The sequence below is a fragment of the Bifidobacterium asteroides genome, assembly GCF_048001765.1.
In the GTDB taxonomy this organism is placed as follows: Bacteria; Actinomycetota; Actinomycetes; order Actinomycetales; family Bifidobacteriaceae; genus Bombiscardovia; species Bombiscardovia asteroides_K.
This window is the reverse complement of sequence record NZ_CP181447.1, coordinates 1,148,367-1,161,025: the sequence shown is the minus strand read 5'-3', so window position 1 is coordinate 1,161,025 and position 12,659 is coordinate 1,148,367. Positions and strand designations below refer to the sequence as shown.

The 12,659-nt window shown below is 59.2% G+C and carries 10 protein-coding genes; 9 read left to right on the top strand and 1 reads right to left on the bottom strand.

Features of this window, described 5'->3' with window-relative positions; all coding sequences use genetic code 11:
- Positions 1 to 11: 11 nt before the first annotated feature.
- From ACNAOV_RS04540 to ACNAOV_RS04505, 8 genes are all read left to right on the top strand, one after another.
- Positions 12 to 1,676 (top strand): CTP synthase, encoded by a 1,665-nt coding sequence (locus ACNAOV_RS04540; protein WP_045924507.1) that lies wholly within the window; start codon positions 12 to 14, stop codon positions 1,674 to 1,676.
- Between the two features lie 261 nt (positions 1,677 to 1,937).
- Entirely contained in the window at positions 1,938 to 3,392 is a 1,455-nt protein-coding gene (gene sufB / locus ACNAOV_RS04535; RefSeq protein ID WP_081581024.1) for a Fe-S cluster assembly protein SufB, read from the top strand.
- Positions 3,392 to 4,618: a Fe-S cluster assembly protein SufD gene (sufD, locus tag ACNAOV_RS04530; protein WP_416516775.1), complete on the top strand. Its 1,227-nt coding sequence runs from the start codon at positions 3,392 to 3,394 to the stop codon at positions 4,616 to 4,618. Before sufB ends, sufD begins: the two co-directional genes overlap by 1 nt.
- Position 4,619: 1 nt before the next feature.
- Positions 4,620 to 5,399 carry a Fe-S cluster assembly ATPase SufC gene (gene sufC / locus ACNAOV_RS04525; RefSeq protein WP_144177151.1) on the top strand — a complete coding sequence of 260 codons (780 nt, stop codon included), beginning with the start codon at positions 4,620 to 4,622 and terminating at the stop codon, positions 5,397 to 5,399.
- 21 nt (positions 5,400 to 5,420) lie between these two features.
- The gene (locus tag ACNAOV_RS04520) at positions 5,421 to 6,695 is read left to right on the top strand and encodes a SufS family cysteine desulfurase (protein WP_416516774.1); all 1,275 of its coding nucleotides are present in this window, start codon (positions 5,421 to 5,423) and stop codon (positions 6,693 to 6,695) included.
- A 60-nt stretch (positions 6,696 to 6,755) separates the two neighbouring features.
- Positions 6,756 to 7,343 (top strand): Fe-S cluster assembly sulfur transfer protein SufU, encoded by a 588-nt coding sequence (gene sufU, locus ACNAOV_RS04515; RefSeq protein ID WP_416516773.1) that lies wholly within the window; start codon positions 6,756 to 6,758, stop codon positions 7,341 to 7,343.
- Entirely contained in the window at positions 7,340 to 8,062 is a 723-nt protein-coding gene (locus tag ACNAOV_RS04510) for a metal-sulfur cluster assembly factor (protein ID WP_416516772.1), read from the top strand. Before sufU ends, ACNAOV_RS04510 begins: the two co-directional genes overlap by 4 nt.
- 101 nt (positions 8,063 to 8,163) lie before the next feature.
- A complete protein-coding gene (locus ACNAOV_RS04505) occupies positions 8,164 to 9,480 on the top strand; it encodes a uracil-xanthine permease family protein (protein ID WP_416516771.1) in 1,317 nt (438 codons plus the stop codon).
- Positions 9,481 to 9,633: 153 nt separating this feature from the next.
- Here the strand turns inward: ACNAOV_RS04505 and ACNAOV_RS04500 are convergent, their stop codons facing one another.
- Positions 9,634 to 10,536 (bottom strand): TrmH family RNA methyltransferase, encoded by a 903-nt coding sequence (locus ACNAOV_RS04500; RefSeq protein WP_416516770.1) that lies wholly within the window; start codon positions 10,534 to 10,536, stop codon positions 9,634 to 9,636.
- A 1,051-nt stretch (positions 10,537 to 11,587) separates the two neighbouring features.
- Here ACNAOV_RS04500 and ACNAOV_RS04495 point away from each other — a divergent pair.
- On the top strand, positions 11,588 to 12,265 hold the full coding sequence (locus ACNAOV_RS04495; protein ID WP_416516769.1) for a hypothetical protein: 678 nt from the start codon (positions 11,588 to 11,590) through the stop codon (positions 12,263 to 12,265).
- Positions 12,266 to 12,659: the final 394 nt, after the last annotated feature.

Here is a 12,659-nt window from a genome sequence, read left to right as displayed (position 1 = left end):
GCTGAAGTTCCATGGTCAGAGAACATGGAAATTCGCAAGGGCATATCACCAAACACATTTTCGTCACCGGCGGCGTGGTCTCTTCACTGGGCAAGGGACTGACCGCATCCTCTCTTGGCCGGTTGCTGAGAAGCCGCGGAATCCGCGTTCTTCAACAGAAGCTGGATCCATACATCAACGTCGATCCGGGAACCATGAACCCCTTCCAACACGGCGAGGTCTACGTGACTGAGGACGGGGCCGAAACCGATCTTGACATCGGCCACTATGAGCGTTTCACCGACGTCTTCCTCTCCCAGAAGGCCAATGTGACCACCGGTCAGATCTACCAGTCCGTTCTGCGCAAGGAGCGGGCGGGGGAGTACCTGGGCCAGTGCGTCCAGGTCATTCCCCACGTGACCAACGAGATCAAGAGCCGCATGCGGGCCCAGGCCAGCGACGATGTGGACGTGATCATCACCGAGATCGGCGGGACTGTGGGTGACATCGAGTCCCAGCCCTTCATGGAGGCCGCACGCGAGGTTCGTCGGGACATCGGCCCGGACAACTGCATGTTTGTCCACGTCTCCCTGGTGCCCTATGTAGCTGCAGCCCACGAGCTCAAGACCAAGCCCACCCAGCACTCGGTCATGGCCCTGCGCCAGCTGGGCATCGCCCCTGATGCCCTGGTGCTGCGCTCCGACCGGCCGCTCAACCAGGCCATCAAGGACAAGATCTCCCTGATGTGCGACGTGGATGCCGAGGGCGTGGTCAACTGCGTTGATGCTCCCAGCATCTATGACGTGCCCAAGATCCTCTACAAGGAGGGTCTGGATGCCTATGTGGTACGCAAGCTGGGGCTGCCCTTCCACGACGTGGACTGGAACGAGTGGGAGGACCTGCTGGACCGTGTCCACAACCCCCGCACCAAGGTGGCCATCGCCATCGTGGGCAAGTACATCGACCTGCCTGACGCCTACCTGTCGGTCATCGAGGCGCTGAAAGCCGGCGGCTTCGCCAACCGGTCCCAGGTCCAGGTCAAGCTGGTGGCGGCCGATACCTGCGAGACCATGGATGGCGCCCGCAAGGCCCTGGAGGGCGTGGATGGCATCGTGGTCCCCGGTGGCTTCGGCATCCGTGGCATCGAGGGCAAGATCGGCGCCCTGCGCTACGCCCGTGAGACCGGCCTGCCCGCCCTGGGTCTCTGCCTGGGCCTGCAGTCCATGGTCATCGAGTTCGCCCGCCACGTCCTGGGGCTGGAGGATGCCAATTCCTCGGAGTTCGAACCCGACTGCGAGAACCCGGTCATCGCCACCATGGAGGAGCAGAAGGACATCGTCGCCGGCCATGGTGACATGGGCCACACCATGCGGCTGGGCGCCTACCCGGCAGTGCTCAAGCCTGACTCCCTGGTGGCCCGGCTCTACGGCTCCACCGAGATTTCCGAGCGCCACCGCCACCGCTATGAGGTCAACGTGGCCTACAAGGAGCGGCTGGACAAGGCCGGCCTGCACATCTCGGGCACCAGCCCGGACGGGCAGCTGACCGAGTTCGTGGAGCTTTCCCAGGACCAGCATCCCTTCTATGTGGGCACCCAGGCCCACCCGGAGTTCAAGTCCCGGCCCACCAAGCCGCATCCCCTCTTCGCCGGTCTGGTCAAGGCCAGCCTGGAGCACGGAGGCCAGGAGGCCGCCTGAGGTCGATTCGTTTTCAAAAACGTTGACTAAGATCGCCCGTTTCCCTCTTATGGGGAGGCGGGCGATCGTCCGTATCAGTGCTTTTGTCAAGAGGGCGGGCTGGATTCCTTAGAGAGCGTAAGCCCGGGTCTGGCGGTTCACTACTGTCCCGGTTATCCTGTAATGGTGTGAACGGCCGCATATGGCGGCCGTGCGTGTGTTAGGAGGTCTCAGCTCGTGGACAGCACCTCGCAGCGGACAGACACATCGCGGGATGTGGAAATGAGCCAATACGTGGCCGACCGCTCCCGCGTCAATGAAGAGAAAATCAAAAAAGATGACCAGATCATCTCCGAGTTCGGTGACTATACCTATGGCTGGCACGACTCCGACGATGCCGGTCGCAACGCCCACAAGGGCATTGACGAGGATGTGGTCCGGGCCATCTCGGCCGACAAGGGCGAGCCTGACTGGATGCTGCAGATGCGCCTCAAGGGCTATCGGGCCTTCATGGAGAAGCCCATGCCCAAGTGGGGCGTGGATTTAAGCGGGTTCGATGCCGACGACTTCAAGTACTACGTCAAGCCTCTGAAGGAGCAGGCCAAGGACTGGAAGGACCTACCCGATGACATCCGCACCACTTATGACCGGCTGGGCATCCCCGAGGCCGAGAAGAAGCGGCTGGTCTCCGGCGTGGCCGCCCAGTACGAGTCCGAGGTCATTTACAACTCCATCCGCGACGATCTGCGCAAGCAGGGGGTCATCTTCCTGGATACTGACACGGCTCTCAAGGAGTACCCGGACCTCTTCCGCAAATACTTCGCCACGGTCATTCCTCCGGATGACAACAAGTTCGCCGCGCTGAACACGGCGGCCTGGTCGGGCGGATCCTTCGTCTATGTGCCCAAGGGGGTCCATGTGGACATCCCCCTGCAGGCCTACTTCCGCATCAACACGCCCAATATGGGCCAGTTCGAGCGCACGCTGATCATCGCCGACGAGGGTTCCTACGTCCATTATGTGGAGGGCTGCACGGCCCCCATCTACTCCACCGATTCCCTGCATGCGGCCAACGTGGAGATCGTGGTAGAGCCTCATGCTCGTGTGCGCTACACCACGGTCCAGAACTGGTCCAACAACGTCTACAACCTGGTCACCCAGCGTGCCTATGTGCGCGAGGGCGGCACCATGGAATGGGTGGACGGCAACATCGGGTCCAAGGCCACCATGAAGTACCCCGCCTGCATCCTGGCCGAGCCATACGCCAAGGCCGAGACCCTCTCCCTGGGCTTCGCCGGCAAGGGACAGTACCAGGACACAGGGGCCAAGATGATCCACCTGGCACCCCACACATCCTCCACCATCGTCTCCAAGTCAATCTCCCGCAACGGGGGAAGGGCCGCATACCGAGGCCTGGTCAAGATCATCAAGGGGGCTGAGAAGTCCTCCTCCTCGGTGGTCTGCGACGCCCTGCTGGTGGACGACTACTCCCGTTCGGACACCTACCCGCATGTGGATGTTCGTGAGGACGACGTCTCCATGGCCCACGAGGCCACCGTCTCCAAGGTATCCGAGGACCAGCTCTTCTACCTGATGAGCCGCGGCCTCGAAGAGAAGGAGGCCATGGGCATGATCGTACGCGGGTTCGTAGAGCCCATCTCCCGGCAGCTGCCCATGGAGTACGCGTTGGAGCTCAACCGCTTGGTCGAATTGCAGATGGAGGGTTCGGTAGGCTGATGTCACAGAACAGCGAAATAACCATTCCGCATGCGGATCCCAAGGATCCCTATGCTTTCCCGGCTACGATGCCGTCCAGCGCCGACAAGGAGCCACGTTCCTTCAACCCTGATGACTTCCCCATGCCCACCCGCAAGCAGGATGACTGGCGGTTCACCCCCATCGACCGGATGGAGGAGTTCTTCACCGTCTTCAAACCCAGCGGTCTGACCAAGGTCTCGGTCTCCATGATCGACGGGTCCGAACCGCCCACAGATCAGGTCAGCTACAGCCAGATTCCCATGGATCAGGCCCCCTGCGGCACCGTCCTCAAGCCCAGCGACCGAGCAGCCGCTGTGGAATGGGCAAGCGGCAAACAGGCGACTGTGGTCAACCTCAAAGGCACTCTGGATCAGCCTGTGCTGGTCCGTGTCAATGGCGGCGGCCCTGAGCTGGATGCCTTCCACCTGGTCATCAAGGCAGAGGCTGGCACCAAGGCCGATTTGGTGGTCGAGCACCAGGGCCAGGCACGTCTGGCCGAGGGCGTTGAAATCGACATCGGTGACAATTCGCAGATGTCGACCACCTTCATCCAGGAGTGGGACAAGGGCAGCAAGCATGTAGGCAACCACCGCATTCACCTGGGCGCTGAGGCCTCTCTGCGTCACTCCGTAGTCAGCCTGGGTGGCGATGTCGTGCGGCTGCGCATGGACCAGGACTTCGGCGGCGAGCAGGGCGACCTGAACATGCTGGGCATCTACTTCGTCGACCCCGGTCAGCACATGGAGCACCGGACCATGGTGGTGCACAACCATCCCAACTGCAAGTCCCGTGTGGTCTACAAGGGAGCCCTGGACGGAATCGGCGCGCACACCACCTGGGTGGGTAACGCGCTCATCCAGCCGACCGCGCCTGGAACCGACTCCTATGAGCTCAACCGGAACCTGGTGCTGACCCCCGGGGCCATCGCTGATTCCGAGCCCAACCTGGAGATCGAGAACGGCGACATCATCGGGGCCGGCCATGCCAGCTCGGTCGGACGTTTCGACGACGAGGAGCTCTTCTACCTGCAGTCCCGCGGCATTCCCGAGCAGGAGGCCCGCAAGCTGGTGGTTCGAGGCTTCTTCGGTGAACTGGTGGAGGAGATTGACGTCCCCAGCGTCTCCGGGCACCTGATGGGGGTCATCGACCGCAGGCTGGCGGCCGGCGAGGATCAAGAGATGCAGCACGTTTTGGAGGAGAACTGACATGTCCACATTGGAAATCAAGGATCTGCACGTCTCAGTGGAGACGAAAGAGGGTCGCAAGCAGATCCTCAAGGGTGCCACGCTGACCGTCCACTCCGGCGAGACACACGCCATCATGGGCCCCAACGGGTCGGGCAAGTCCACCCTGGCCTACACCCTGGCCGGACATCCCAAGTACGAGGTGGATTCGGGCCAGGCCCTGCTGGATGGGCGGGATCTGCTCAAGATGACCCCGGACGAGCGGGCCAAGGCCGGGCTCTTCCTGGCCATGCAGTACCCGGTCGAGGTGCCGGGTGTGTCCATGACCAACTTCCTCCGTACCGCCAAGACCGAGGTCGACGGCAAGGCTCCGGCCATCCGCCAGTGGACCAAGGATCTGAATGAGGCCATGAAGCGGCTGCGCATGGATCCCAAGTTCGCACAGCGCTCGGTCAATGAGGGCTTCTCCGGCGGCGAGAAGAAGCGGGCCGAGGTCCTGCAGCTGGAGCTGCTTAAGCCCAAGTTCGCCATTCTGGATGAAACCGACTCGGGGCTGGACGTGGACGCTCTGCGCATCGTCTCCGAGGGGGTCAACAGAGCCAAGGAGAACACGGGTATGGGCGTGCTCATGGTCACCCACTACACCAGGATTCTCAAGTACATCAAGCCAGACATCGTCCACGTCTTCGCCGATGGCCGCTTTGTGAAGACCGGCGGCCCCGAGCTGGCCGACACCCTGGAGGAGACCGGGTACGACCAGTACCTGCCCGAGGGTGCCGACTCCGAATCGGCTCTGGCCTGAGGATAAGAGAAGAGGTCCGCAATGGTTATCGATGACAGCATTCGTCAGCAGTTTCCGATTCTGGACCAGCAGGTGCACGGACACCCTCTGGTCTATCTGGATTCGGCCGCAACGGCTCAGAAGCCCCTGGCGGTCATCGATACCGTTCGGGACTTCTACTTGAAGGACAACGCCGGGGTGCACCGGGGGGCCCATGAGTTGGCAGCCCGCAGCACCATGGCCTTCGAGCATGCCCGCTCCCGCGTGGCCGCCCTGGTCGGCGCGGAGGGCCAAGAGGGCGGCGAGGAGATCGTGGTCACTGCCGGGGCCACTGCCGCTCTGAACCTGCTGGCCACCGCCTTTGGCAATGCCAGCCTGGGTCGCGGAGGCAAGGCGGCCCGTCGATTCGCTCTGAAGCCCGGGGATGAGGTCGTGGTCAGCAAGGCTGAGCATCACTCGGTCCTCCTGCCCTTCCAGGAGCTTTGCTACCGGACCGGGGCGGTCCTCAGGTACTTCGATCTGGATCCGGAGGGCCGCGTTCTGGCCGATACTGCCAATCAGGTCATTACGGAGCGGACCAAGGTGGTCGCCGTCACCCACGTCAGCAATGTGACCGGTGCCATCACAGACATCAAGCCCATCGTCCGCCGTGCCCACCAAGTGGGCGCTCTGGTGGTGTTGGATGTTTGCCAGTCGGTGCCTCATCTGCCTGTGGACCTGCACGCCATGGACGTGGACTTCGCCGCCTGGAGTGCCCACAAGATGTATGGCCCCACGGGCGTGGGCTTCCTCTATGGCCGCCGTGAGTTGCTGGAGGCCCTGCCTCCTGCTTCGTTCGGCGGATCCATGGTGGAGCTGGCCTATCTGGACCGCCCAGCCAGCTACATGGATCCTCCTGCCCGGTTTGAGGCCGGCACCCAGCCGGTGGCCCAGATGATAGGTGCTGGTGCAGCTGCCGATTGGCTGATGAATTTGGGCATGGAGAACGTGGCCGAACACGAGAAAGCCATCACTGCCGGTCTGTTGAGGCTGGGGGAGTTGGACGGAGTACGCATCCTGGGACCGACCACTTCAGAGGACCGGATTAGTACGGTCGCCTTTGATGTGCAAGGTGTTCATCCCCATGACGTGGGCCAGTATGTGGATTCGCGCGGCATTGCCATCCGCGTAGGGCACCACTGCGCCCAACCGGTGCATCGTCACTTTGGCTTGATGGCATCCAACCGGGCCTCGACCGGCGTTTACAATACCGTGGCCGACACGGATGCCCTGCTGGATGCCGTCTCTGGAGTCCGCAAGTTCTTCCGAGTGGCCTGAGGGCATTCACCGGCAGCGCATAGACCGATTTAGCAAGGACATACTGGTAGGTTTAAGGACATGGCGGATTTCGGGATGGATGACGAGGAACTGGAGCAGATGTACCAGGAGGTGATCCTGGACGCAGCCCGGAAACCTCACGGACGTGTAGGAGATCAGGCTGATGCGGGGGAGGATCCGGATGGCGACGGCGTGACCATCAGGGTGGAGCACGAGGCCTGCTTGGCTGCCGAGTCCCATCAGTTCAATCCCACCTGCGGGGATCAGGCAACCATCCATGTGGAGGTGGCGCCCGGCGAGCAGGGAGGCCCCGACCTCATCCAGCGAATCGTCTGGCAGGGTTCGGGTTGTTCAATCAGCCAGGCCAGTCTGTCCATCATGGTGGATCTGGTCCAGGGGCAGACCGTTGATCATGCCTTGGACCTGGCTGCCGACTTCCGCAAGCTCATGGAATCGCGTGGAGCTGGACTCGAGGACGAGCAGGCCCAGGACGCTCTTGGCGATGCCATGGTCTTCCAGGGCGTGTCCAAGTACCCCATGCGAATCAAGTGCGCCCTGTTGGGCTGGGAGGGCATGAAGGCCTCGGTAGCCCAAGCCCTGTCAGCTGGAAAAGAAGGCAACAAAGGTGAGAAGGAGGAGCAGGTATGAGCGATAATACGAATCTGGTGCCCGAACCCCAGGACTCTATCCTGGCCTCAGTGGGCAGAGCCATCAGCGATCCCGGCACGGCACAGGCGCTGGCCAGCAATCCCTTGGGTGCTGAAACGGTTCTGAAATCGGCCGAGGGTGGTTCCATGCGTCAGGTCGATGGCCAGGCGGGCAAGAAGTCCGATATGAACAAGTCCGACAATCAGCATGCCCAAGAAGCTACATCGAAAGTTTCCCCTCAAGATGCGTCTGCGGACCAAGGTTTGAATAATCAAACCTCGGCCAGTGCGTCGGTTGCCGATAGCGAGGAGAATGCAGACCAGAATGCCGCTGATGCTGAGGCAGCCGCCGAGGAGGCCATCCCCCTCAAGGCCGTCGACGACATCGGTCGGGCCACAGCCGAGGATGTCAGAGAGGCCCTGCACCAAGTCATCGATCCCGAGCTGGGTATTGACGTGGTTGACCTGGGACTGGTCTATGGCATCGAAATCGACGAACTGGGAAGGGCCATCATCACCATGACTTTAACCACGCCGGCCTGCCCACTGACTGACCTGATCGAGGATCAGTGCGCCAGCGTTCTGGCGGGCCTGGTCGAGGAGTTCCGCATCGACTGGACATGGTCGCCGCGCTGGACCCTGGACATGATCACCCCTGAGGGTCGTGAGCAGCTGGCCGCCATCGGCTTCAACTTCGAGAACATGCCCACCTATCAGTGAGACCATCTGCCCGATAGGTCGCTTCGGGTCCTCCCATGCGAATATACTGATGATTCCGGTCCGCCGTGACCGGCACGGCGCACGAGAGAAAGCACAGTGAAATGGCATTGTCCATGGGCTGGAAACTGCACGGCGACGGGAAAACATTGGCTCCGGGTGAGGTTGTGGAACCCGATGAGCGACTCACATGGCCACGGACAGCGGGTATTGGTGCCCAGCATGTCATCGCCATGTTCGGATCCACCTTCCTGGTCCCTATCCTGACCGGATTCGACCCCTCAACCACCCTCTTCTTCACGGCCATGTCCACGGCCCTCTTCCTGCTGATCAACCGCAACCGTCTGCCCTCCTACCTGGGCAGTTCCTTCGGCTTCATCGCTCCGGTCCTGGCAGTGACCACAGCCCACAAGGGTCTGGCTGTGGCCTCCTTCGGAATCATGGTCACCGGGGCCCTGCTCTTCCTGATCGGCCTGATCGTCCACTTTGCGGGCTCGCGATGGATCGATATGATCATGCCCCCGGTGGTCAACGGTGCCATTGTAGCCATCATCGGCTTTAACCTTGCTCCCTCGGCATGGAAGAACTTTAAATCGGCCCCGCTGACCGCCCTGGTCACCCTGGTGGCCGTCATGCTGATAGCCGTCCTTTTCAAGGGCCTGATCGGCCGTCTCAACATCCTTTTGGGTGTCATCGTTGGCTACATCTTCGCGGTCACCCAAGGGCAAGTCGACTTCGCGGCTGTGGAAAAGGCCGCCTGGTTCGGTCTGCCTCACTTCCACACGCCTCAGGCCGACCCATCCGTCCTGGCCATGTTCATCCCCGTGGTGCTGGTCCTGGTGGCCGAGAACATCGGTCACGTCAAGTCGGTGGCCCTGATGACCGGCCGCGATTATGACGATCAGATCGGAACCGCCCTGATGGCCGACGGACTGGGCACCACGCTGGCCGGACTGGGCGGAGGCTCGGGCACCACCACATACGCGGAGAACATCGGCGTCATGGCCGCCACCAAGGTCTACTCCACGGCCGCCTACTGGTGCGCCGCCATCTTCGCCTTCCTGCTCTCCCTCTGCCCCAAGTTCGGAGCCATTATCAACACCATTCCCACCGGCGTTCTGGGCGGGGTCACCACCATGCTCTACGGCATGATCGGCATGCTGGGCATCCGTATCTGGGTGGAGAACAAGGTGGACTTCGGCAAGTCCGTCAACATGACCGTGGGCGCCGTCGTCATGATCGTGGGCATCGCGGACTTCACCTTCGCTATGGCCGGGGTCAGCTTCAACGGCATCGCCATCGGATCGGTGGCCACGCTGGTCATGTACCACGGTCTTAAAGCCATCGGCCGCTGGCGGGGGACCATCGACCCGGACGACTACATCCATGAGGATTCGCAGGCCGTCTCCCGGCAGAACTGATTTCGTCGAGGGCATTCGACATTTCGCGGTTGTCTGATACTGGAAGATACCTAATGTCAATGGTTCCCCGATATTAGGTGCCCGGCTATGAAGCGAGGCGGCGGAGGGTAGTAGGAATTTACTACATGTCAGAGGGCTCCGACGTTGGCTTAGTCAGCTAGCACGCTCGGGTCTGGTCGCATAGAAGGCCACGGCACTTGAGGCAGCCACATTGAGGCTGTCCACGTCGTGGCTCATGGGTATGCGCACGGTGAGGTCCGCTCGGGCGATGGTCCTGTGGCTTAGCCCGTCGCCTTCGGTACCGAAGATCAGAGCCAGACGATCAATCTGCTCAGGCCCTGGCCTTAGCCGTTCAGCCAGCTCATCCAGGCTGATGGCATCCGGGTTAAGGGCCATGGCCGCCGTGGTGAAGCCCAGATCATGCAACTGTTTCAAGCCCTGATCGGGCCAAGCGTGAATGTCGTCGCCGCCAATCCTGGTCCAGGGAACCTGAAAGACAGTGCCCATGGAGACCCGTGCGGCCCTGCGGTAAAGAGGGTCGGAACAGGAGGGGGTGACCAGGACCGCATCCACCTGCAGTGCTGCCGCAGAACGCATCAGTGCGCCGATGTTTGTGTGATCAACTATGTTTTCCATGACGGCCACTCGCTTTGCTGAGTGGCAGATCTGCTCCACAGTGGGCAAAGGCCAGCGTCGCATGGCGGCCAACGCGCCTCGATGCAGCCGGTAGCCGGTAATGGTCTTCAGCTGTGCAGGGCTGGCCACGTAGACCGGAACTTTCGATCCGAAGGCTGCGTCCACTTGGTCGAACGTTGAGCGCATTCCCTCAAGCCAGGGCTCTTCCACCAGGAAAGAAATGGGCTCCACCCCGGCAGCCAGGGCACGGGCTATAACCTTGGGGGACTCGGCGATAAACAGGCCCTTGGTGGGTTCCAGACGATTGCGCAGCTGAGGCTCGGTCAGCCTGGTGTAGGCCTCAATTCTGTCATCCTCGATGGAGTCGATTCTCACCCTGAGCACGTCTGCCGTTCCTCCTTTTGGTCCTGGTAATATCATATGTGGCGCAACCGAAAACTGAGCCTGAGTGATTTTCAATCAGGTCTCTGGGTTTGAGAATGATATGGAAAGATTCGGAATGGCAGAAGAACATAAATTCCTTCTTCCTCAAGGCCATCTGCGCTTGGTTGCTCATCCATGCTTCCCATAGTTTCTGTAATGCGGCCGGTTTAGCCACGTTATTCATAACCTCGCCCTCTGCGATTTGATGTCCCTCGTCAAAATTGGCGCACCCTAGGAAGCACACAGTTATGGTCAGGGAGTGGATGGTGGTCTTACATCTGGTTGAGGAACATATCGACCCAGTCGCGGCTGTAACCCTGTCGTGGGGGGCATAGCCCCTAAACTATAGAATTCTAAAGTGCTTCGTGTCAATAAATTATCGCTTTCAGGTTTCAGTCCTACTCATATGTGACCTGTATTTCGCTCTATGGTTGATACCTGCGAACCTGTGTGGTGTCGTAACGGACCGATTCTCCGAGTTCGAAATGCTCAAGGAGGTCGTTCCCCGAAAACAACACCAGACCAGTGTGTTACACCCACTTCCAGGTACGAGGACAATCTCATGCGCTGTCCAGAGTTGGTCATTGCTCATCGGGCATTGCTCTATAGCCAGGCCTACAACACATATAATGTACCGATGTCCGCTTCCCTGAACGTACGGGCAGGTGGACGGGTTCAATACAGCCGCAGTAGAATCGGCAAGTAGCGCTATAAGACCGCGACGGCATCGCCTACGAAAGCGATGGAAATAGTCGATTAGGCATAACGTAAACTGGGGGACGCGTCCATGTCTCGGACTTTCGTTCAGAATATCACTCTTGCGTCGGCGAAGGGATTGCCTGGACACCAGAATGGTGCGTTCGCCAATCAGGTGTAGCATATTTATGGATATTGGATTTTCTCTTGTTTTGAGTCGTTTGCCCTCCGTCGTAATGGTCATTGCTTTATGAAATGTGATGTCGGAGCGAGGAGAAGGTCCATCCAGTTCCCCTATGATGGAGTGCAAAGCCGTATGTCGGGTACGGCCTTCAACGAAGGATAGGAAACAATGAATGCTGCTGAATACTTATTGGGTTTTTTCGAGAATGAATGGGCGACAACAGCAGAGGCGTCTGGGTATCGGTTTGCAGATATCGTTGATGCTGTGCAAGAAGTAAATGATTTTGTTGATTCGTTGAAAGAACTTGGTGAAGATACAACACTCTTTGACGATTGCATGTCCCGCATCAAACAGTCTGCACTCAAACCTTTCGGAGGGTATGAGTTGGATTGGTCGGTGGTCAGGGGATCGAAAACTCGGGAAAAATTACAATCCGGCGATCTTCTGGGTCTGAAGGTTCTAAGCGGTCGCATGAAGGAATCTTCTTTGCAATTCACTGAACCCCAAAGAGAGACGATTGCCGATTTGATTGAACGGGCCAGAAAGATCTTGGGCGAAGTGAGTGAGGATTTGCCTACCGGCTTGGCGCTGTATATCAACCGTCTAATGCATGAGACGGAAATTGCTTTAGATGAATATTCAATAACCGGTGATTTCGTCTTAGAAAAAGCTTTTACCCGACTACGCGAGTCTCTGAATATAGCCATTGAGAAAACATCCGAGGAGAAAAAGGATAGGTGGAATGGTGTGCGGAAGATATTCCATGATTTGGCGATAGGTTTCATAGTCGAAACTCCTAGTCTCTTGATGACTGCAGCGCAGGTTTTCCCGCCGATAGGATCCTGACGGCTGCCAAAAACTTATATTGTTCTATTGTTAAGCCATTAAGGGGCTTTTGGACAGGACTCCGTTCATCATCAGCTTGTGAAGGTCTTTTGGCATCTCTATTTTGAGATAAACCACAAGGTTCAGATTGTTTCCGCAAGTTTTTAGTAATCCATCATTCATCTACCTCCATTAGAGTGCTTTCGTCTGCGCTGCACGAGGGCATGTACGCAAAGAAGGGAAGCGGGGATATGCGGAAAGAACCTTGTGATGTTGCAAAGGACGCTCTGAACGCTGCGCAAAGCAACGATATACAGCAGTGTCTAATTGAATTGTCAACCGTTGTAGAAGGGATTGCGGAGTATCAATGGTCCATAAATCATTATTTGAAGGAAATCACGAGGAATATGAATAT

Coding starts and splice junctions, on each gene's coding strand:
- ACNAOV_RS04540 (WP_045924507.1), top strand. CDS start 12: ATGGTCAGAGAACATGGAAATTCGCAAGGGCATATCACCAAACACATT.
- sufB (WP_081581024.1), top strand. CDS start 1,938: ATGAGCCAATACGTGGCCGACCGCTCCCGCGTCAATGAAGAGAAAATC.
- sufD (WP_416516775.1), top strand. CDS start 3,392: ATGTCACAGAACAGCGAAATAACCATTCCGCATGCGGATCCCAAGGAT.
- sufC (WP_144177151.1), top strand. CDS start 4,620: ATGTCCACATTGGAAATCAAGGATCTGCACGTCTCAGTGGAGACGAAA.
- ACNAOV_RS04520 (WP_416516774.1), top strand. CDS start 5,421: ATGGTTATCGATGACAGCATTCGTCAGCAGTTTCCGATTCTGGACCAG.
- sufU (WP_416516773.1), top strand. CDS start 6,756: ATGGCGGATTTCGGGATGGATGACGAGGAACTGGAGCAGATGTACCAG.
- ACNAOV_RS04510 (WP_416516772.1), top strand. CDS start 7,340: ATGAGCGATAATACGAATCTGGTGCCCGAACCCCAGGACTCTATCCTG.
- ACNAOV_RS04505 (WP_416516771.1), top strand. CDS start 8,164: ATGGCATTGTCCATGGGCTGGAAACTGCACGGCGACGGGAAAACATTG.
- ACNAOV_RS04500 (WP_416516770.1), bottom strand. CDS start 10,536: ATGATATTACCAGGACCAAAAGGAGGAACGGCAGACGTGCTCAGGGTG.
- ACNAOV_RS04495 (WP_416516769.1), top strand. CDS start 11,588: ATGAATGCTGCTGAATACTTATTGGGTTTTTTCGAGAATGAATGGGCG.